The organism is Herbaspirillum sp. WGmk3, assembly GCF_023952535.1.
In the GTDB taxonomy this organism is placed as follows: Bacteria; Pseudomonadota; Gammaproteobacteria; order Burkholderiales; family Burkholderiaceae_D; genus Herbaspirillum; species Herbaspirillum huttiense.
This window is the reverse complement of sequence record NZ_JAKYWT010000004.1, coordinates 182,573-203,660: the sequence shown is the minus strand read 5'-3', so window position 1 is coordinate 203,660 and position 21,088 is coordinate 182,573. Positions and strand designations below refer to the sequence as shown.

Below are 21,088 nucleotides of genomic sequence, written 5' to 3'. Positions count from 1 at the left end.
GGTCCCACCAGGACAAGGGCATTCGGTTGCAAGCGCTTTAGAAGAATGCATGTATGGCTGATCCCATCAAACCCGCAAACGCTCCGGCCAAAGAATTCATCATCCTGGGCAAGACCTCGGATGGCCGGCAGTTCCGCCCCAGCGACTGGGCGGAGCGCCTGTGCGGCGTGATGTCGTGCTTCCGTCCCGAAGGCAGTGGCGGTCGCAATGCACACCTGAAATATTCTCCCTACGTGCTGCCCACCCACATCGATGGCGTGCGCTCGGTGGTGGTCAACGAAGCCCTGCGCGAGCTGGAGCCGCTGGCCTATCACTTCGTGGTCAACTTCGCCAAGGACAACGACCTGCAAGTGGTCGAGGCCTGTGTGCTGCCGGATCCGCCCAAGGACAACAAGGCCGGCTGATTGCCTGCCGCGCATTGCCGTACCCTCGCCAGCTTCACGCCGCCGCTTCCTGCGGGCGGTCCCGCCAGCCGTTACACTAGACGTCATCTTGTCGGTCTCGTCGGTGACTCAGCCTTCCGCTTGCGCCAGAGTCTCACGGGATCATCGGGCCGCCTGCGGCCCTCTCATCACGGAGAACCAGCATCATGAACCACCGCATGGAGCGCGATACCTTTGGCCTGATCGAAGTCCCTGCCGATCGCCTGTGGGGCGCGCAGACCGAACGTTCGCTGCACCACTTCCACATCTCCACCGAGCGCATGCCGGCCGAGCTGATCGTAGCCCTGGCCGCCGTCAAGCGTGCCTGTGCCGCCGTCAACCGCGACCTGGGCAAGCTGGACGGCAAGAAGGCCGACGCCATCATCGCGGCGGCCGATGAGGTCATCGCCGGCAAGCATCCGCTGGAGTTTCCGCTGTCGGTCTGGCAGACCGGTTCCGGCACCCAGAGCAACATGAACATGAACGAGGTGCTGGCCAACCGCGCTTCCGAACTGCTGGGCGGCGTGCGCGGCGAGGATCGCCTGATCCACCCGAATGACGACGTCAACCGCGGCCAGTCCTCCAACGACATCTTCCCGACGGCCATGCACGTGGCGGCCTGCATGGCGGTGGCCACGCACCTGATTCCCTCGCTGCACACCCTGCGCGCCACGCTGGCGGACAAGTCCGCGCAGTTTGCCGACATCGTCAAGATCGGCCGCACCCACCTGCAGGACGCCACGCCGCTGACGCTGGGCCAGGAGTTCTCGGGCTACGTGGCCCAGCTGGATCATGCCGAGTCGGCCATCATCGCCACCCTCAATGCCATCTCCGAGCTGGCCGCTGGCGGCACGGCGGTCGGCACTGGTTTGAACGCACATCCCGAATTCGGCGAGCGCGTGGCGGCCGAGCTGGCCAAGTACTTCGGTTTCCCCTTCAAGACCGCGCCCAACAAGTTTGCCGCGCTGGCCGGGCACGATGCCCTGGTGGCCGCGCACGGCGGACTCAAGACCCTGGCGGCAGCCATGATGAAGATCGCCAACGACGTTCGCTGGCTGGCTTCCGGTCCGCGTTCGGGGCTGGGCGAGATCACCATTCCCGAGAATGAGCCGGGCAGTTCCATCATGCCGGGCAAGGTCAATCCGACCCAATGCGAAGCCATGACCATGCTGTGCGCACAGGTGTTCGGCAATGATGTGGCGCTCAACATTGGCGGTGCCAGCGGCAATTTCGAGCTCAATGTGTTCAAGCCGGTGATCATTCACAACTTCCTGCAGAGCGTTCGTTTGCTGGGCGACGGCATGGCCAGCTTCGAGGAGCACTGCGCGCGCGGCATCGAAGCCAACCACAGCCGCATCGGCGAGCTGATGGAAAAGTCGCTCATGCTGGTGACGGCCCTGGCCCCGCACATCGGTTACGACAAGGCTGCCAAGATCGCCAAGCAGGCGCATCACGACGGCACTACCCTGAAGCAGGCAGCGCTGGCGCTCGGTTATGTGACGGAAGAGCAGTTTGCCGAGTGGATCAAGCCGGAGCAGATGACGCGGCCGGGTTGAAGCCGTACACGGGTTTGGCAGATGGGGCATGGCGTAATCGCCATGCCCTTTTTGCTGTTTGGAAACGAGGCGCAAGCCCCTGATTGCAAAGCCTTTTCAACCCCGTGTATATCTCTGTTGATTAGGGTTACGAATTGAAACATCTCAAGATTTCACCGCAGCCCCGGCGTATATTGCTTTCCTGCGCCAGATGCGTCTGCAAGCCGCACCAGGCAAGGATTACAGGCTGATACGGCCGCGTGGGGAACGCGGCCCTGATGCCATCCGGCAAGCATTCCAGACCTTCCAACTATTCTGAGACACCCCCGAGGGCAACAACATGAAAAAACTAGCGGCAATTGGCGTCTGTGGCGTGCTGGCGGTAGCCGGCCTGGTCGCCAGCGCTTCGGCCTATGCGCACGGGCGCTTCTATGGTGGCGTGGTGATCGGCGGACCAGTGTGGGTGCCGCCCCCGGTCTACTATCCGCCGCCGGTGTATTACCCGCCGCCGGTCTACGTGGAGCGGGCCCCCGCACCGGTCTACGTGGAACCGCAGCGCCAGGACTACTGGTACTACTGCGCCGAGTCCAAGTCCTACTATCCCTACGTCCAGAACTGCCCCAGCCCCTGGATGAAGGTCGTGCCCAATACGCCGGGCGTGCCGGGCAGTACGCCGCCGCAATAAGCCTTGCCCAAGCTACGTAATTCGTCGATCCCCGATAAAGGAAACATCGTGAAACCCCTCTACAAGACCGCCGCGACCGTGACCGCCGTCGGCGCCATGCTGGCGCTGGGTGGCTGCGTGAGCGTGCCGACCGGCCCGTCGGTGATGGCCATGCCCGGCAAGGACAAGACCTACGAACAGTTCCGCGCCGACCAGCAGCAATGCCAGCAATACGCCCAGGACGCCATCGGCGGCCAGGCCGCGCAGACCCAGAACAATGCCGCCAACAGCGCCGCAGTCGGCACCGCCGTGGGTGCCGTGGCCGGTGCCCTCATCGGCGCGGCTTCGGGCAATGCCGGTGCGGGCGCGGCCATCGGTGCCGGCGGTGGCCTGCTGGTGGGCAGTGCCGCTGGCAGCAACGCGGCCGCCGGAGGCAATTACTCGATGCAGCAGCGCTACGACATGACCTATACCCAGTGCATGTACAGCAAGGGCAACCAGGTGCAGCAGCCAGTGCAGACCACCACCGTCTATACCTATCGCCCGCGCTACTACGCACCGCCGCCGCCCCCGGGGTATTACGGCCCGCCGCCGGTGTATTACGGTCCGCCACCGGGTGCGTATTGAACCCGCGCACAAGCCGAGCCCAGCGCCTGAACCGCCTCCTTGCAGGCGGTTTTTTCTTATGCAACGCAACATGGCGCGCTGCCGGTGCTATACTCGCCGCCATGCTTTTCCGAAAAGATCAACTTGCGAAAACCCAGCATTGGTGGCGCGCCTGAACGAGGCGGCCCGTTTTCACACAGCTTGACCATGTGACCATGATGCCGCCGGTTCCGGCGGCATTGTTTCTTCAGCTTCGGGACCGGCGGCATTCCAGAGATTAACGATCAGGAATGACCATGTCTTCGAACGCCACGAGCTCCACCCCCACCACCAGCAGCCTGCCCGTCGTCCTCACCGGCGATCGTCCTACCGGTCCACTGCACCTGGGCCACTACATCGGCTCGCTCAAGTCGCGCGTGGCGCTGCAGGAAACCTCGCGCCAGTTCCTGCTGCTGGCCGATACCCAGGCCATGACCGACAACGTCGGCCGCCACCAGAAAGTCACCGACAACGTGCTCGAAGTGGCGCTGGACTATCTGGCCGTGGGCATCGATCCCGAGAAGTCGACCATCTTCATCCAGTCCCAGGTGCGTGAGCTCTACGAGCTGTCGATGGTGCTGCTGAACCTGGTGACGGTCTCGCGCCTGGAACGCAATCCCACCATCAAGGAAGAGATCCGCCTGCGCGGTTTCGAGCGCGACATCCCGGCCGGCTTCCTGACTTATCCGGTCAGCCAGGCCGCCGACATCACCGCCTTCAAGGGCCAACTGGTGCCGGTGGGCAGCGATCAGTTGCCCATGATCGAGCAGACCAATGAACTGGTGCGCAAATTCAACGCCACCGTGGACCGCGAAGTGCTGGTCGAGTGCAAGGAAGTGCTCTCCGAAACCGGCCGCCTGCCCGGCATCGATGGCAAGGCCAAGATGAGCAAGTCGCTGGGCAACTCGATTGCCCTGGGCGCGACCCCGGCCGAGATCAAGCAGGCCGTGCACCGCATGTACACCGACCCCAACCACCTGCGCGTGGATGATCCGGGCCAGGTCGAGGGCAATGTGGTCTTCACCTTCCTGGACGCCTTCGACCCGGACCGCGATGCCGTGGCCGAACTGAAGGCCCACTACACCCGCGGCGGCCTGGGCGACAGCGTGGTCAAGCGTCGCCTGGAAGGGATCCTGCAGGAGATGCTCGAACCCATCCGCACCCGCCGCGAAGAATTCGCCAAGGATCGCGGCGAAGTGCTGGCCATCCTCAAGCGCGGCACCGAACGCGCCAGCGCCGTGGCCGCGCAGACCATGTCGGAAGTCAATGCCGCTCTGGGCCTGAACTACTTCGGGTGACCCGGCTCGGCGCTTTTTGGCCGATAAATGAAAACCGCCGCATCCCAACAGGGTTTGCGGCGGTTTTTTACATGCCTGGGTGAAGTTTTTTACCGATTTTTGGTCGGCGTCATCGGCGGCAACTCCAGCAGCACTTCCAGTCCGCCTTCCGGCAGGTTGCGCAGGCGCAGCTGGCCGTGATGGTTCTCGGCGATATTGAGCGCGATGGTCAGCCCCAGCCCGGTACCGCCGGTATCGCGCGAGCGCGAGGCCTCCAGGCGATAGAAGGGTTCGAACACCGCCTCCAGTTCGGACTCCGGAATGCCCGGGCCCTGGTCGCGGATGCGGATGGCGATCTTCTGCTGTTCCAGCGCGATGGACACCCGCGCCGACTTGCCGTACTTGCAGGCATTGTCGATCAGGTTGGTCAGGCAGCGCCGCAGTGCGCCCGGCTGGGCCAGCACGAAGGCGCGGGTGCTGCCTTGCAGGGCCACATCCTGGCCGGCATCGGCGGCGTCGGCACAGACGCTGTCGAGCAGGGAATCGATATCCAGCGCCTGGATCTTCTCGGAGGAATCCATGCTGCGTGCCAGGTCCAGTCCTTCCCGCACCATGCCGTGCATCACGCCCAGGTCGTCGATGAGCTTCTGCTGCAGCGGGGCATCGGTGACCTTCTCCAGCCGCAGCCGCATGCGCGTCAACGGGGTCTGCAGGTCATGCGTGATGGCCGCCAGCATGTGGGTACGATGCTGGATCTGGCGGCGGATGCGCGCCTGCATGGCATTGAAGGCGTGGGCCGCCTGACGGATCTCGGTCGGTCCCGTCTCGGGCAGCGGTGCATGGTCGATGTCGCTGCCCAGGCGCGAAGCGGCTTGCGCCAGCTGGCGGATCGGGCGCGTGGCCATGCGCGCCACCAGCCAGGCCAGCATGGCGATCAGGACCAGGAACAGCAGAATGTATTGCAGCCCGAACAGCCCGGCCGGCCCGCCCGGCCCACGCCCGCGCAGGGCAGGGGGCTCGCCCGGCTGGTGCAGGCGCAGGCGCATGAGCGCCTGGTCATGCAGGCTGATGTAGATGACGCGGCAGGTATCGCGGCGCGGTCCTCGTCCGTCGTCGGCACGCAGGGGCGGGCACTCGCTCTCGCGCTGCACGGCAATCTTGCGGTCCTCGCCCAGGCGTGCCTGCAGCATCTCTATCAGCGGGCTGGTGCTGGCATTGGGCCCGATGGCGTCATTCATGTCCTCCACCATGCGTGCCTCGAAACCGAAGTTGGTGGCGGCCTGCAGGACGATGGGGCGCTGCGCCGGCGGGATGTCGTCCACTGCCTGCACGATCTGTTCGACGCGGTCGGCCAGGTGCTGGAAGCGCAGCTCGCGCAAGGTATTGCGGCGCTCGTTGCCAGCCAGCCAGTTGGTGGCGAATACCGCCACCACGATGCCGCCCAGAAGCAGGAAGAAGATGCGGTTGCCGATGGAGCCAATGAAATTCTTCATGCCGTCCGGCCCGCGCCTTCGGCTGTCACGGTCGTGGCCAGCACGTAACCCTCGTTGCGCACGGTCTTGATGATGGTCGGCGTGCGCGCGTCATCGCCCAGCTTCTGGCGCAGGCGGCTGATCTGGATATCCACCGAACGGTCGAAGGGATCGGATTCGCGGCCTTGCGTGAGCTCCAGCAACTGGTCGCGATTGAGCACGCGGTTGGGATGGTCGAGGAATACCTTCAGCAACCGGAACTCGGCCCCCGACAAGGCCACCACCACGCCATCCTTGTTGACCAGGTGGCGTGCGGTGAGGTCCAGCGTCCAGCCGGCAAAGCGCATGGTGGCCACATCCGGCTGCGCCATGTTGGGCGGCAGTGCCTGCGTGCGGCGCAGGACGCTGCGGATGCGGGCAAATAGTTCGCGCGGCTCGAAAGGCTTGGCCAGGTAATCATCGGCTCCCATTTCCAGTCCGAGGATGCGGTCCAGCGGCTCGCCGCGTGCAGTCAGCATGATGACCGGCACCGAGGAGGTGGCGCGCAGGTTGCGGCAGAGGGTGAGGCCGTCCTCGCCCGGCAGGGTCAGGTCCAGCACGATCAGGTCTACCCGCGATTCTTCCAGCACGCGGCGCATCTCGCTGCCATTGGTGGCGGTGAGGGTGCGCAGGCCGTTGCTGTCCAGGTATTCGGCCAGCAGGGTGCGGATGTCGCGGTCGTCGTCGACGACGAGGATGTGAGTATTTGTATCCATGGATCGCATTATGCCGAACTTGTCCGCGCCTGCAGGGCGGATTTGTATCGGGTCTTTACAAGGAGCGGGGCAGAAATAAAACGATACCTGGGCGGCTCCCGTATATACAAAGCGATACAAATGACGCCACAGCGGAAAAACCGTTGATACACGCCGCCGGTTTAATGGGAACCATGCCAAGGCAGCACGTCGCTGCCGAACGCATCAGAGCACCATCCCCTGAAAGGAGCAAGCCATGTTGACAATGAAAAACCGTATTCTGGCCGGCATCGCCGCCGTGAGCATCAGCGCCGTGACCCTGTCGGCCTTCGCCCAGATGCCCCCGGGCGGCCAGGATGGCCCCCGCGGCCATGCCCCGAGCCCGGAACAGATCGCCAAGTTCGAGCAGATGCGCGCCAAGCACCAGGCCGAGCTGCACGACAAGCTCAAGATCACGGCCTCGCAGGAAGCCGCCTGGAAGCTCTTCCTTGACAAGACCAAGCCGGCCCCCTTCGACCAGGCCGGCCGTCCCAACAAGGATGAATGGGCCAAGCTGTCCACCCCGGAACGCCTGGACAAGCAGCTGGACATGATGCGCAAGCGTGAGGCCTTCGCCGAGCAACGCATCGCCGCCACCAAGGACTTCTACGCCACCCTGTCGCCGGAACAGCAGAAGATCTTTGATGCCGAACACGCGAAGATGGAACGCCATCGCTGGGAAAAGATGGAGCACATGCGCCATGGCGACCGCAAGGGCCCCCCGCGTGACGGCAAGCCGGCACCGGACGCCCCGCCGGCCAAGTAATCCCGGCCAGGCAGGACTTGCCGCTGCGCCGCAGGTGGGCGGATGCCTGATGGCGGCGCAGCGGGCAGTCCCACCCTTGCAGCCTTGCGTCTCCCCGCAAGGCTGTTCTTGTTGGTAGCCCGTGCAAGCCGGGCAATAGCTGGGTACACTGCGTGCCAGCCCGGACGCGGGGGGCTGTCCGACAATGTTGCACGGCTGTCAGGCTGGTCGGAGAGAATGACGGCGGGCGGCCTTGCTCCGGCAGGAGGGGCCGCCTTCCCCTGTGCTTTCAGCTGGCGTTTGCCTGTCGTGAAAGACAGAAAAATGTACAGAATCCTGCACAGATTCCTGTGCAGAACGTTGTACAGAAAAAAGAGCAGAAGGCAGTACAGAAATCTGTACTGAAAGAAATACATAAAAAAGCGCAGATAAATGCCGGCGGGCTGCCATGGTGGCGGCCCGCTGACGTGATTACTTGATGACGTGATCGGTTCACTGGTTTTCCTGACATGACAAATACTCCCAATTCCAAGCAGCCGTCTCCCTCCAACGCTTCGTCTCGCGGCAGCATCCTGCGCCGCTGGTGGTTCTGGGTCCTGGTGGCGGCGCTGGCGGCCGGTGGCAGCTACAAGTGGTGGTCCAAGAAGAAGGCCGATCAGGAGCAGATGGCTGCCATGGGCGGCCCGGGCGGACGCCCTGGCGCAGGCGGCCCCGGTGGACCGGGCGCACGCCGTCCGGGTGGTCCCGGTGCCTTCGCTGGCCAGACCATGCCGGTCGGCGTGGCCAAGGCCCAAGTACAGAATGTCGATGTCTTCCTCAATGGCCTGGGGGCCGTGACCCCGACCGCCACGGCCACCGTGCGGGCCCGCGTGGATGGCCAGCTGATGAAGCTGCATTACAAGGAAGGCCAGGTAGTCAAGGCCGGCGACCTGCTGGCCGAGATCGATCCGCGCTCGCTGCAGGCCGCGCTGACCCAGGCTGAAGGACAACTGGCGCGCGACCGCGCCTTGCTGGCCTCGGCACGCCTGGACCTGAAGCGTTACCAGACCCTGCTGTCGCAGGACTCGATTGCCAGCCAGCAGGTCGATACCCAGGCCGCGCTGGTCAAGCAATACGAAGGCACGGTCAAGGCCGATGAGGGCAGTGTCGCCAGTGCCCGCCTGCAACTGTCGTTCACCCGTGTGACCGCGCCGATCAGCGGCCGCCTCGGCCTGCGCCAGGCCGATGTGGGCAACAACGTCACCACCAGCGATACCAACGGGCTGGTCATCATCACGCAACTGCAGCCGATCACGGCCATCTTCAGCATCCCCGAAGACAATATCCCCAAGGTCTTGCAGCAACTGCAGAGCGGACGCAAGCTGCCGGCCCAGGCCTGGGACCGCGAGCAGAAGAAGAAACTGGCCGACGGCGTGCTGCTGACCATCGACAACGTGGTGGATTCGACTACCGGCACCGTCAAGCTCAAGGCCCAGTTCCCCAATACCGATTACGCGCTCTTCCCCAGCCAGTTCGTCAACATCCGCCTGCAGCTCAAGACCGAGGAGGGGGCCATCGTGATCCCGACGGCGGCCATCCAGCGCGGTTCGAAGGGCCTGTTCGTCTACGTGGTCAAGGAAGACAACACCGTCACCGTGCGTCCGGTCAAGACCGGTCCGGTGCAGGATGACCAGACCGTCATCACCGATGGCATCGCTGCCGGTGAAACCGTGGTCATCGACGGTATCGACCGCCTGCGCGAAGGTGCCAAAGTGGAAGCGGTGGCACGCGGCGGCGCGGATGATCCGGCCAACAAGCTCACCACCGAGAATCCGGAACGCCGCCATGGCAAGCGCGGCCAGGGCGGTGAGGCAGGACAGGGCGGGCAGGGTGGCCAAGGCAACCTGAGTCCGGAAGAACGCCAGAAACGCTGGGCCGAAATCAACAAGCGCATCGACGCCGGTGAATTCGGCGAAGAGATCAAGAAGCTGCCCGAAGACCAGCGCCGCCAGAAGATGATGGAGCTGCGCCGCCAGCGTGAAGCGGCTGCCGGTGGCGGCAACGGCAACAGCGCCCCCGCCAGCAACGCAGGCAACGCCAACGGCGCCAAGTAAGCACAAGGCTCACGCATGAATCCCTCGCGCCAGTTCATCCTGCGGCCGGTCGCCACATCCTTGCTGATGCTGGCGATCCTGCTGGTGGGCATCGTGGCCTACCGGCTCCTGCCGCTGTCGGCCCTGCCCGAAGTCGATTACCCGACCATCCAGGTGGTCACGCTCTATCCCGGTGCCAGTCCGGACGTGATGACCTCCTCGGTCACCGCGCCGCTGGAACGCCAGTTCGGCCAGATGCCGGGCTTGAAGCAGATGTCTTCCACCAGCTCCGGCGGGGCGTCGGTGATCACGCTGCAATTCAATCTGGATCTCAGCCTGGACGTGGCCGAGCAGGAAGTGCAGGCCGCCATCAACGCCGGCAGCAACCTGCTGCCCTCGGACCTGCCGATGCCGCCGGTCTACAGCAAGGTCAATCCGGCCGATACGCCCATCATCACGCTGGCGGTCACCTCCAAGACCATTCCCTTGCCCAAGGTGCAGGACCTGATCGATACCCGCCTGGCGCAAAAGATTTCGCAATTGTCCGGCGTCGGTCTGGTGAGCCTGTCGGGCGGCCAGCGTCCGGCCGTGCGCATGCAGTTGAATCCGCGTGCGGTTGCCGCCCTCGGTCTCAACCTGGATGACGTGCGCACCGCCATTGGCAACGCCAACGTCAACCAGGCCAAGGGCAGTTTCGACGGCCCCACGCGCGCCTCCACCATCGATGCCAACGATCAGCTGCGTTCGGCCGATGAATACCGCAACCTCATCATCGCCTACAAGAACGGTGCGCCCATCCGCGTCTCGGATGTGGCCGATGTGATCGATGGTGCAGAAAACGTCCGCCTGGGCGCCTGGGCCAACCAGCAGCCGGCGGTGATCGTGAACATCCAGCGCCAGCCGGGTGCCAACGTGATCGCCGTGGTCGACAGCATCAAGAAGATCCTGCCGCAGCTGCAGGCCAGCCTGCCGGGTGCCATCGATGTCCACATCCTGACCGACCGCACCACCACCATCCGTGCCTCGGTGGCGGATGTGAAGTTCGAACTGCTGCTCTCGGTGGCGCTGGTGGTGATGGTGATCTTCGTCTTCCTGCGCAATGTGCCGGCCACCATCATTCCCAGCGTGGCAGTGCCGCTGTCGCTGGTGGGCACCTTTGCGGTGATGTACCTGGCGGGCTTTTCGATCAACAACCTCACCCTCATGGCGCTGACCATTGCCACCGGCTTCGTGGTCGATGATGCCATCGTGATGATCGAGAACATCTCGCGCTACATCGAAGAGGGCATGAAGCCCATGCAGGCCGCCCTGAAGGGCGCGGAGCAGATCGGCTTCACCATCATCTCGCTGACCTTCTCGCTGATCGCGGTGCTGATCCCGCTGCTCTTCATGGGCGATGTGGTCGGCCGCCTGTTCCACGAATTCGCGGTCACGCTGGCGGTCTCCATCCTGATCTCGGCGGTGGTCTCGCTGACCCTCACCCCGATGATGTGCGCGCGCCTGCTGCGCCACCAGCCGGAAGAACAACAGGGCTGGTTCTATCACAAGAGCCAGGCCTTCTTCGACCGCATCATCGCGCGCTATGGCGTGATGCTGGAATGGGTGCTGGAACGCCAGAAACTGACGCTCCTGGTCGCCGTCGCCACCCTGGGCCTGACCGTGCTGCTGTACGTGTTCGTGCCCAAGGGCTTCTTCCCGTTGCAGGATACGGGCGTCATCCAGGGCATCTCGGAGGCCACGCAATCGATCTCCTTCGGTGCCATGGGCGAGAAGCAGCAGCAACTGGCCAAGGTGGTGCTGGAAGATCCGGCGGTGGAAAGCTTGTCCTCCTTCATCGGTGTGGATGGCACCAACGCCACGCTCAACAGCGGCCGCATGCTCATCAACCTGAAGCCGCATGAGGAGCGCGATGTCTCGGCCTCGGACGTGATCCGCCGCCTGCAACCCAAGCTCACGCAGGCGGTGCCAGGCGTGACGCTCTACATGCAGCCGGTACAGGACCTGACCATCGAGGACAGCGTCTCGCGCACGCAGTACCAGTTCACGCTGGAAGATGCCGATCCGGGCACGCTGAGTACCTGGGTGCCCAAGCTGATCGCACGTCTGCAGCAGGTACCGCAACTGGCCGACGTCGCCACCAACCTGCAGGACCAGGGCCTGCAGGCCTACATCGAGATCGACCGCAATGCCGCATCACGCCTGGGTATCACCACGGCCGCCATCGACAATGCGCTCTACAACGCCTTCGGCCAGCGATTGATTTCCACCATCTACACGCAATCGAACCTGTATCGCGTGGTCATGGAAGTCAAGCCGGAATTCCAGCGCGGCCCCGAGGCACTGGACAGCATCTTCCTGGTCACCTCGGCGGGCGGCAAGGTCCCGCTGTCCTCAATTGCCACCGTCACCGAACGCACGGCCCCGCTGGTGGTGAACCACATCGGCCAGTTCCCGGCGGCCACCGTCTCCTTCAACCTCGCCAAGGGCGCATCGCTGGGCGAGGCGGTCAAGGCCATCAAGGCGGCCGAAGACGAGATCGGCATGCCCGACTCCACCATCACCAACTTCCAGGGCGCGGCACTCGCCTTCCAGGCCTCGCTGTCCAATACGCTGTGGCTGATCCTGGCGGCCATCATCACCATGTACATCGTGCTGGGCGTGCTCTATGAGAGCTACATCCATCCCATCACCATCCTCTCCACTTTGCCCTCGGCGGGCGTGGGCGCGCTGCTGTCGCTGATGATCTCGGGCACCGATCTCGGCATCATCGGCATCATCGGCATCATCCTCTTGATCGGCATCGTCAAGAAGAACGCCATCATGATGATCGACTTCGCGCTGGAAGCCGAACGGCACCAGGGCAAGAGTCCGCGCGAGGCGATCTACCAGGCTTGCCTGCTGCGCTTCCGTCCCATCCTAATGACGACCATGGCCGCGCTCCTCGGTGCGCTGCCGCTGATGCTGGGCACCGGTGTCGGTTCCGAGCTGCGCCAGCCGCTGGGCATCACCATGGTCGGCGGCCTGCTGGTATCGCAGGTGCTGACCTTGTTCACCACACCGGTGATCTATCTCGGCTTCGACAGCCTGGGTCGCCGTCTGCGTGCGCGCTTCGGGCAGCGCGCGCCGGGCCATGGCGGCGAGGATGATGATGACGGCAAGCCGGCCACGCCGCCGCCGGCGGTGTAAGCGGATGCGCGCATGAATATCTCGCTTCCCTTCATCAAGCGTCCCATCGCGACCACGCTCCTGACCATCGGCATTGCGCTGGCGGGCATGGTGGCCTTCCGCCTGCTGCCGGTCTCGCCGCTGCCGCAGGTGGATTACCCGACCATCTCGATCTCGGCCTCGCTGCCGGGGGCCAGTCCGGAGACCATGGCGGCGACCGTCGCTACCCCGCTGGAACGCGCCATGGGCGCGATTGCGGGCGTGACCGAGATGACCTCGACCAGCTCGCAGAACTCGACCCGCATCACCCTGCAGTTCGACCTGAACCGCGACATCGACGGTGCCGCCCGTGACGTGCAGGCCGCGCTCAATGCCGCGCGCAACCTGCTGCCTACCGGTATGCCGAGCAATCCGACCTATCGCAAGGTCAACCCGGCCGATGCGCCCATCCTGATCCTGGCCATGACCTCCGACACCATGACCCAGGGCCAGATGTATGACGCTGCCGACAGCATCGTGGCTCAGAAACTGTCGCAGGTGCGCGGGGTGGGGCAGGTGAGCGTGGGCGGCAGTTCGCAGCCGGCGGTACGTATCGAGCTCAACCCCACGGCCCTGAACAAATACGGCATCGGCAGCGCCGACGTGCGCACGGCCGTGGCCGCCACCAATGCCAATCGCCCCAAGGGTTTGCTGGAGGATGATGGCCGCAACTGGCAGATCTACGCCAACGACCAGGCCAAGACCGCCGCCGAATATGCGCCGCTGATCGTCTCCTACCGCAACGGTACGCCGGTGCGGGTGCAGGATGTGGCCGAGGTGCGCGACTCGGTGGCCGATGTGCGCAATGCCGGTTCTTCCAACGGCAAGCCCTCGGTGCTCATCATCATCAACCGCCAGCCGGGCGCCAACATCATCGAGACGGTCGACAACGTGCGCGCCTTGCTGCCGCAGTTGCAGGCCTCGATCCCGTCGGCGATCGACATGAAGGTGGTGCTGGACCGCACCCCGACCATCCGCGCCTCGCTCAAGGAAACCGAGTTCACCCTGATGCTGTCGGTGGCGCTGGTGATCATGGTGGTGTTCCTGTTCCTGCGCAATGCGCGGGCCACGCTGATTCCGGCGGTGGCAGTGCCCGTCTCGCTGATCGGGACCTTCGGCATCATGTACCTGGCCGGATTCAGCCTCGACAATCTTTCGCTCATGGCGCTGACCATTGCCACCGGCTTCGTGGTCGATGATGCCATCGTGGTGCTGGAAAACATTTCGCGCCACATCGAAGCCGGCATGAAGCCTTACAAGGCTGCCTTGCTGGGTGCACGCGAAGTGGGCTTCACGGTGCTGTCGATGAGCATTTCGCTGATCGCCGTCTTCATTCCCATCCTGATGATGGAGGGCATCGTCGGGCGGCTCTTCCGCGAGTTCGCCATCACCTTGTCGGTGGCCATCCTGGTCTCGCTGGTGGTGTCGCTGACGACCACGCCCATGATGTGCGCGCAGCTGCTGCGCCATGATCCCGAGGGCGATGCAGCGCGCCGCCAGCGCCGCCATCCGTGGCTGCAGAAAATCGCCGACCAGAGCGCGGCCATCTTCGAGGACATGCTGCTGGCCTACGAGCGCACGCTGGCCTGGGCCCTGCGCGCTGCGCCGCTGATGATGCTGATCCTGCTGGGCACGATTGCATTGAACGTTTACTTGTACAAGGCGATTCCCAAGGGCTTCTTCCCGCAGCAGGATACCGGCCGCCTGGTCGGCGGCATTCGGGGCGACCAGGCCATTTCCTTCCAGGCCATGCGCACCAAGCTCAACGAGTTCATCGACATCGTCAAGGCCGATCCGGCCGTCTCCGATGTGGTGGCCTTCACCGGCGGACAACGGCGCAACGGCGGCTTCATGTACGTGACGCTCAAACCGCTCTCTGAACGAAAAGACAGTGCCGACAAGATCGTGGCGCGTCTGCGCATCAAGACCGCCAAGGTGGCCGGTGCGCGGGTGTTCCTGGTGCCGGTGCAGGACATCCGCATCGGCGCGCGGCAGAGCGATTCGCAGTATGAGTATTCACTCAAGTCGGACGATGTGGGCCTCTTGCGCATCTGGGAGCCCAAGATCCGCCTGGCGCTGTCCAACCTGAAGGAACTGGAAGACATCAGCACCGACCAGCAGGACAACGGCCTGCAGACCACGCTGACCATCGACCGCGAGACCGCCATGCGTGCAGGGGTGACACCGCAGCTGATCGACTCCACCCTGTCGGACCTGTTCGGCCAGCGCCAGATCTCCACGATCTACAGCGGCATGAACCAGTACCACGTGGTGATGGAAGCGGCCCCGCAATACTGGCAGAGTCCGGAAACCCTGCGCGATACCTATGTCAGCCTGGCCGGCTCGTCCAATCTTTCGCCGACCACTTCCAGCCTCTCGACACCGCCGGCGCTGTCGGCGGCAGGCAAGTTGAATGCCAACACGGGACTGGCGCAAACCATCTCGACGGCGGCATCGACACAGATCCCGCTGGCGGCCTTCGCGCGCTTCGAGCCCACCACCACGGCGCTGTCGGTCAGCCATGAGGGCCAGTTCGTGGCCTCCACGCTGTCCTTCAACCTGGCCGAGGGCGTGTCGCTGTCGCAGGCCACCGCCGCCATCGACCGCGCCATGGCGCAACTGGGAGTACCGACCAGCGTGCTGGGCACCTTCGCGGGCACGGCCAATGCCTTCCAGGCCTCCACCTCCAGCCAGCCCATCCTGATCCTCACGGCCTTGCTGGCGGTGTACATCGTGCTGGGCATCCTGTACGAGAGCCTGATCCATCCCATCACCATCATCTCCACGCTGCCCTCGGCGGGGGTGGGCGCGCTGCTGGCGCTGATGGTGACCGGCACCGACTTCAGCCTCATTGCCCTGATCGGCGTGATCCTGCTGATCGGCATCGTCAAGAAGAACGCCATCATGATGGTGGACTTCGCCATTGATGCCGAACGCAATCGCGGGATGTCGCCGCGCGATGCCATCTTCGAGGCCTGCAAGCTGCGCTTCCGTCCCATCATGATGACCACCATGGCGGCGCTGCTGGGTGCGATTCCGCTGGCCATCGGCCACGGCGATGGTGCGGAGTTGCGCCAGCCGCTGGGCATCTCGATCGTGGGCGGGCTGGTGGTGAGCCAGCTGCTCACGCTCTACACGACCCCGGTGGTGTACCTGTACATGGAACGCCTGAGCGCCTGGAGCCGCCGCCGCTTCGGCCGCAAGAACAAGACAGAAACCTCGGCGGCCTGAGGCTGCCGCCATGGAGAAACGCATGACGCATCAAGACCTGTTCAAACTCAAGCCCCTGCTGACCGTGCTGGCGGCCAGCTTCGCGCTGGCGGCCTGCTCGGTCGGGCCCGACTACGTGCGCCCGCAGATGGACATCGGCCCCGCCGTCTTCAAGGAAGGCCAGAACTGGAAGCCGGCCCAGCCGCGCGACCTCGCTGCCGATGGCAAGTGGTGGGAAATGTTCGGTGATCCGCAATTGAATGCGCTGGCCGAGCAGGTCGATATCTCCAACCAAAACCTGGCGCTGGCCGAAGCCAATTTCCGCAACGCCGTGGCGCTGGTGCAAAGCTCGCGCTCGGCCTATTCGCCGACGCTGGCGGCTTCGGCCGGTGCGTCGCGCGGACGCTCGGGTTCGGCGGGTTCGTCTTCCAGCACGTCCACTTCGTCGAATTCATCGTCCGGCAGTTCCAGTTCGGGCAGCGTGCGCAATTCCTACACCTTCTCGCTGACGGCCTCGTGGGAAGCCGACATCTGGGGCAAGGTGCGGCGCGATGTGGAATCCAGCCAGGCCAGCGCCCAGGCCAGCGCGGCCGATCTGGCCGGTGCGCGCCTGTCAGCGCAGGCACAGCTGGCGCAGAACTATCTGCAACTGCGCGTGCTCGACGCCCAGCAGCAATTGCTGGAAGACACGGTGCAGGCCTACCAGCGTTCGCTGCAGGTCACGCAGAATCAGTATGCCGCAGGGCTGGTGGCCAAGTCCGATGTGATCCAGGCGCAGACGCAATTGAAGTCTGCACAGGCCTCCGCGCTGGACAATGGCGTCACGCGGGCACAAGTGGAGCATGCCATCGCACTGCTGGTGGGCAAGACGCCTGCTGAATTCTCGCTGCCGCGCGCACCGCTCACGGCCGTGGCCCCGCCGGTGCCGCAGGGCGTGCCGTCGATGCTGCTGGAGCGCCGTCCCGATGTGGCCGCCGCCGAGCGCCGCGTGGCCTCGGCCAATGCCAAGATCGGCGTGGCCAAGGCGGCGTATTTTCCCAGCCTGACCTTGTCGGCCTCGGGCGGGTATCAAAGCTCGACCTTCGCCGACTGGTTCACGCTGCCGGGACGCGTCTGGTCGCTCGGTCCGCAACTGGCGCAAACGATTTTCGATGGCGGTGCGCGCGCAGCGGCCACCGACCAGGCCATTGCCACCTATGACGGCACGGTCGCCACCTACAAGCAGACGGTGCTGACCGCCTTCCAGGATGTGGAAGACAACCTGGCCGCGCTGCGCATCCTGGAGCAGGAAGCGGCGGTGCAAGGCGAAGCGCTGCAGGCGGCACGCCAGGCCGTCACGCTGGTGACCAATCAGTACAAGGCGGGGACGGTGAGCTACGTCAACGTCATCACGGCACAGGCCACCGCGCTGTCGGCCGAGCTGACTTCATTGAGCATCCTCAACCGCCGCATGGCCGCCAGCGTGCTGCTGGCCAAGGCGCTGGGCGGGGGCTGGGACGGGCATAGCCTGGATGACCTCGGCCCGCTGCAACAGCAGGTGGCCGACAAGGCCAAGGGATTGAAGGACAACGCAGCGCTGCGTTGAGTTGAATTGGGTGTGTAGTCGGGTCAGGCGGTGACCAGCACCGCCGGCACGGCACCGCGCAAGGCGTTGCAGACCACGATGTCCTCTGCCGCCAGCAGGTCGGCGCGGGTGATGACGGCTTCCACCGCATCCCATTGCCGGTCGTCCAGCAGCACGCGCCGCATCACGCCCGGCAGGACGCCGCAAGCCAGCGGCGGCGTGCACCAGCGGCCGCCGATCCTGACGAAGACATTGCTGCGGCCGCCTTCGGTCAGTTCATCCCGTTCATTGAAGAAGAGCTGGTCAAAGCCGCCGCGTCGTTCGGCCTCTTGCCAGGCGGCGTCGTAGCGGGCGCGCTGGCTGCTCTTGTGACGCAGGAAGAGGTCGCTGCTGTCGGTGGCGTTGTCGGCCAGGAAGACCTTGACCGGAGCGGTCAGCGGGTTCAAGGGCGCATGCTGGACCGTGATGCCGCCCTGGGCATCCAGCGCCAGCCGCAGGCGATAGGCTGTTTGGTCAGAAAGTTCAGCACAGGCCGCATCGAGCCGCAGTGCGATCGCCGCCGCATCGCAGGGATAGCCCAGCTGTGAAGCAGAATTCTTCAGGCGCGCCAGATGCAGCGCCAGATGGCGGCAGCCAGCGCGCGTGGCGTGGATGGTTTCAAACAAGCTGACGCTTTGTGCCAATTCGGTAAGGAAGCCTGACTTCAACTGGCATTCTGCAAATTCGGACGCAGCCTCGCTGTCGTAGACGATGCCTGCACCAACCCCCATCACACCCTGGCGCACACCGTCCTGGGCTGCCTGCAATTCCAGCGTGCGGATCGGTACCGAGAGGCAGAAGTCACCGATGGGCGGACCCTCCGCACGCGGCGGCGCGAACCAGCCGATGGCACCGGTATAGAGTTCGCGCGGCGCGGTCTCCAGTTCATCGATGATCTGCATGGTGCGGCGTTTGGGCGCACCGGTGATCGAGCCGCAAGGGTAGAGCGCAGCCATCGTGTCGGCCAGCGTGGCGTTTTCGCGCAGGCGGGCGCGGATGGTCGAGGTCATCTGCAGCACCTGTCCGTAGCGGCGCACGTCGAACAGATGCGGCACCTGCACCGAGCCCGGTACCGCCACGCGGCCCAGGTCATTGCGCAGCAGGTCGACGATCATGAGGTTTTCGGCACGGTTCTTTTCATCGTTGGCCAGGGCCAGGGCGCGCTGGGCATTGAGCGTGTCAGCACCTTCCTGTTCGGCCGGTACGGCGCGCGCCGTGCCTTTCATGGGCTTGGCCTTGAGCGTACCTTGCTGATGGGCGACGAACAATTCCGGCGAACACGACAGCACCATCCCACCCGCCTCATCGCGCACCAGTGCGCCATACGGCACCGGCTGGCGCGCACGCAGGCGACGGTACAGGGTGATGGGATCACCCAGCACATCGAAGTGCAGGCGATAGGTGTAGTTGACCTGGTAGGTATCACCGGCCGCGATGTACTCGCGGATACGGTCGATGGCTGCAGTGAAGGCGGCCTCATCGACGTTGCTACGCAGACGTGTAATGCCCGCGTTGTCGGATTGCACTTGCGCAGACAGCCATGCATCCACTTCGGCGGCCGACAAATGCGCGCAATGCGCAAACAAGAGCACGCGCGCCAAAGGGCCAGAGAGCGCACGATGCGGCAAGCCCTGCAGCGCCGCGCCCAGTTCATAGCTCCACAAGGCCACGGCGTGCTGCCCCTTGGACAAGGCCGCCTGCATCGCTCCCAGCATCGCCGGGAAGCCCGCCGCATCCGCGCAGGCCAGCGTGCGCACATGCCCGCTGTAGAGGCGCGAGCGCGGTTCGGCCGGGCTGGCCTGGTGGTCGTCGAGGAGGGCGAAGCAATCGTTCATGAAGGGCAGTGCAAACAGAAGGGCAGGGAAGGCCGCCGGGGCAGGGATGCCTTGGGGCAAGCCCTCGCGGCGCGCCGGTGGGGCGCGGTCGGCAGCATGATAGCGTAAAAGGTATACTTGAAGGCTTGCCGGGCGGCACGCAACGTCGGTCAATTGCCGGTCAATCGCGCTGCACGCTGCCTTCGCACTCTTACTCCTCACCCTTGACGATGCCCATACCCCGCACCTTCATCATTCCCCTGATCGTCGCCTGTGCGCTGTTCATGGAACAGATGGATTCCACCGTCATCTCGACTTCCCTGCCGGCGCTGGCGCTGGACATGAAGGTCGATCCGATTTCGCTCAAGCTGGCGCTGACCTCCTACCTGGTCTCGCTGGCGGTCTTCATTCCGATTTCCGGCTGGATGGCCGACCGCTTCGGCTCGCTCACCATCTTCCGTACGGCCATCTGCGTGTTCATGCTGGGCTCCATTCTCTGCGGGGCGTCTTCGACCTTGCCGCAATTCGTCGCCGCGCGTTTCCTGCAGGGCATAGGCGGGGCCATGATGGTGCCGGTCGGGCGGCTGGTGATCCTGCGCAGCGTGGAGAAGGTCAACCTGGTCAAGGCGCTGTCCTACCTCACCATTCCGGCCTTGTTCGGTCCCGTGCTGGGGCCGCCGCTGGGGGGCTTCATCACCACCTATTTCCATTGGCGCTGGATCTTCTTCATCAACATTCCCATCAGCATCCTGGGTCTGTATCTGGCCACGCGCTTCATTCCGGATCTGAAGGCGGAACAGGTTTCACGGCTGGACATCGTCGGCTTCATCCTCTCGGCGCTGGGCTGCTCGCTACTGATGATGGGGCTGGCGACGTCCGGCCGTCACCTGGTCTCGGGCGATATCTCGCTGGCCTGCGTGGTAGCGGGTGTGCTGTTCCTGTGCGCCTACGTATGGCACGCGCGCCGCGCCACGGCACCGCTGATCGACCTGGCGCTGCTGAAGATCCCCACGCTGCGGGCCGGCGTCTTCGGCGGCTCGCTGTATCGCGTGGGCATCGGTGCCATTCCCTTCCTGCTGCCGCTGATGCTGCAGCTGGGCTTTGGCTATACGCCTTTCCATTCCGGCCTGCTGACCTGCGCTTCGGCTGCGGGTGCGATGTTCATGAAGACCATCGCCGCACGTTTCCTGCGCCGCTACGGTTTTCGCCGGGTGCTGCTGGTCAATGGCGCGCTGGGCGTGCTGGGCTTGTGGGCGCTGGCTACCTTCACGCCGCAGACGCCTTATCTGGTGATGCTCATCATCCTGCTGGTCGGCGGCTGCTTCCGCTCGCTGCAGTTCACCAGCCTCAATGCGATTTCCTATGCCGATGTCGACAAGGTCCGCCTGAGCCAGGCCACCAGCATGGCCAGCGTGGCGCAGCAGTTGTCGATCGGCATGGGCGTGGTGCTGGCCGGTTTTGCGCTGCAGATGTCCAACGAGATCCAGGGCCATGCCACGCTGGTGGCGCAGGATTTCTGGCCGGCCTTTCTGGTGGTGGGGGCGGTGTCTGCGCTGGCCTTGCTGATGCTGCGCCAGCTGCCACCCAACGCCGGGGCCGAGATGGCCGGGCAGCAAGAAAACAAGCCGGCCTGATGCAGCGTCATCAGGCCC

The 21,088-nt window shown here is 64.6% G+C and carries 14 protein-coding genes; 11 read left to right on the top strand and 3 right to left on the bottom strand.

Translation table 11 applies throughout. The annotated features are described in order from the left end of the window. Positions 1 to 53 precede the first annotated feature (53 nt). From MKD49_RS16620 to trpS, 5 genes are all read left to right on the top strand, one after another. A complete protein-coding gene (locus MKD49_RS16620; RefSeq protein ID WP_008327247.1) occupies positions 54 to 404 on the top strand; it encodes a DUF3579 domain-containing protein in 351 nt (116 codons plus the stop codon). 185 nt (positions 405 to 589) lie between these two features. Then, positions 590 to 1,978, top strand: a complete 1,389-nt coding sequence (fumC, locus tag MKD49_RS16615) for a class II fumarate hydratase (RefSeq protein WP_121038592.1) — start codon at positions 590 to 592, stop codon at positions 1,976 to 1,978. 319 nt (positions 1,979 to 2,297) lie between these two features. Beyond that, positions 2,298 to 2,642 carry a hypothetical protein gene (locus MKD49_RS16610; RefSeq protein ID WP_034332345.1) on the top strand — a complete coding sequence of 115 codons (345 nt, stop codon included), beginning with the start codon at positions 2,298 to 2,300 and terminating at the stop codon, positions 2,640 to 2,642. Positions 2,643 to 2,690: 48 nt separating this feature from the next. Then, positions 2,691 to 3,248, top strand: a complete 558-nt coding sequence (locus MKD49_RS16605; protein WP_034332343.1) for a glycine zipper family protein — start codon at positions 2,691 to 2,693, stop codon at positions 3,246 to 3,248. A 275-nt stretch (positions 3,249 to 3,523) separates the two neighbouring features. After that, the gene (gene trpS, locus MKD49_RS16600) at positions 3,524 to 4,564 is read left to right on the top strand and encodes a tryptophan--tRNA ligase (RefSeq protein ID WP_034338894.1); all 1,041 of its coding nucleotides are present in this window, start codon (positions 3,524 to 3,526) and stop codon (positions 4,562 to 4,564) included. Between the two features lie 89 nt (positions 4,565 to 4,653). Here the strand turns inward: trpS and MKD49_RS16595 are convergent, their stop codons facing one another. After that, positions 4,654 to 6,036 carry an ATP-binding protein gene (locus MKD49_RS16595; RefSeq protein WP_252696859.1) on the bottom strand — a complete coding sequence of 461 codons (1,383 nt, stop codon included), beginning with the start codon at positions 6,034 to 6,036 and terminating at the stop codon, positions 4,654 to 4,656. Further along, entirely contained in the window at positions 6,033 to 6,770 is a 738-nt protein-coding gene (locus MKD49_RS16590; RefSeq protein WP_199725008.1) for a response regulator, read from the bottom strand. The genes MKD49_RS16595 and MKD49_RS16590 overlap by 4 nt, the downstream gene beginning before the upstream one ends. A gap of 235 nt (positions 6,771 to 7,005) precedes the next feature. On the opposite strand from MKD49_RS16590, the gene MKD49_RS16585 reads away from it, so the two are divergent. From MKD49_RS16585 to MKD49_RS16565, 5 genes are all read left to right on the top strand, one after another. Continuing rightward, positions 7,006 to 7,554: a Spy/CpxP family protein refolding chaperone gene (locus tag MKD49_RS16585; protein ID WP_252696858.1), complete on the top strand. Its 549-nt coding sequence runs from the start codon at positions 7,006 to 7,008 to the stop codon at positions 7,552 to 7,554. Positions 7,555 to 8,042: 488 nt separating this feature from the next. Next, positions 8,043 to 9,626: an MdtA/MuxA family multidrug efflux RND transporter periplasmic adaptor subunit gene (locus MKD49_RS16580; RefSeq protein ID WP_252696857.1), complete on the top strand. Its 1,584-nt coding sequence runs from the start codon at positions 8,043 to 8,045 to the stop codon at positions 9,624 to 9,626. Positions 9,627 to 9,641: 15 nt separating this feature from the next. Beyond that, complete coding sequence (locus tag MKD49_RS16575) at positions 9,642 to 12,791, top strand: MdtB/MuxB family multidrug efflux RND transporter permease subunit (RefSeq protein ID WP_252696856.1); 3,150 nt, start codon at positions 9,642 to 9,644, stop codon at positions 12,789 to 12,791. Between the two features lie 12 nt (positions 12,792 to 12,803). Next, positions 12,804 to 16,040: an efflux RND transporter permease subunit gene (locus MKD49_RS16570; protein ID WP_121038616.1), complete on the top strand. Its 3,237-nt coding sequence runs from the start codon at positions 12,804 to 12,806 to the stop codon at positions 16,038 to 16,040. A 22-nt stretch (positions 16,041 to 16,062) separates the two neighbouring features. Continuing rightward, the gene (locus MKD49_RS16565) at positions 16,063 to 17,604 is read left to right on the top strand and encodes an efflux transporter outer membrane subunit (protein WP_134134856.1); all 1,542 of its coding nucleotides are present in this window, start codon (positions 16,063 to 16,065) and stop codon (positions 17,602 to 17,604) included. Between the two features lie 23 nt (positions 17,605 to 17,627). Here the strand turns inward: MKD49_RS16565 and pabB are convergent, their stop codons facing one another. Continuing rightward, on the bottom strand, positions 17,628 to 19,457 hold the full coding sequence (gene pabB, locus MKD49_RS16560; RefSeq protein WP_252696855.1) for an aminodeoxychorismate synthase component I: 1,830 nt from the start codon (positions 19,455 to 19,457) through the stop codon (positions 17,628 to 17,630). Between the two features lie 152 nt (positions 19,458 to 19,609). On the opposite strand from pabB, the gene MKD49_RS16555 reads away from it, so the two are divergent. Beyond that, positions 19,610 to 21,070, top strand: coding sequence for a DHA2 family efflux MFS transporter permease subunit (locus MKD49_RS16555; protein WP_371925489.1), 1,461 nt, complete (start codon positions 19,610 to 19,612; stop codon positions 21,068 to 21,070). The last annotated feature ends 18 nt before the right edge of the window (positions 21,071 to 21,088 follow it).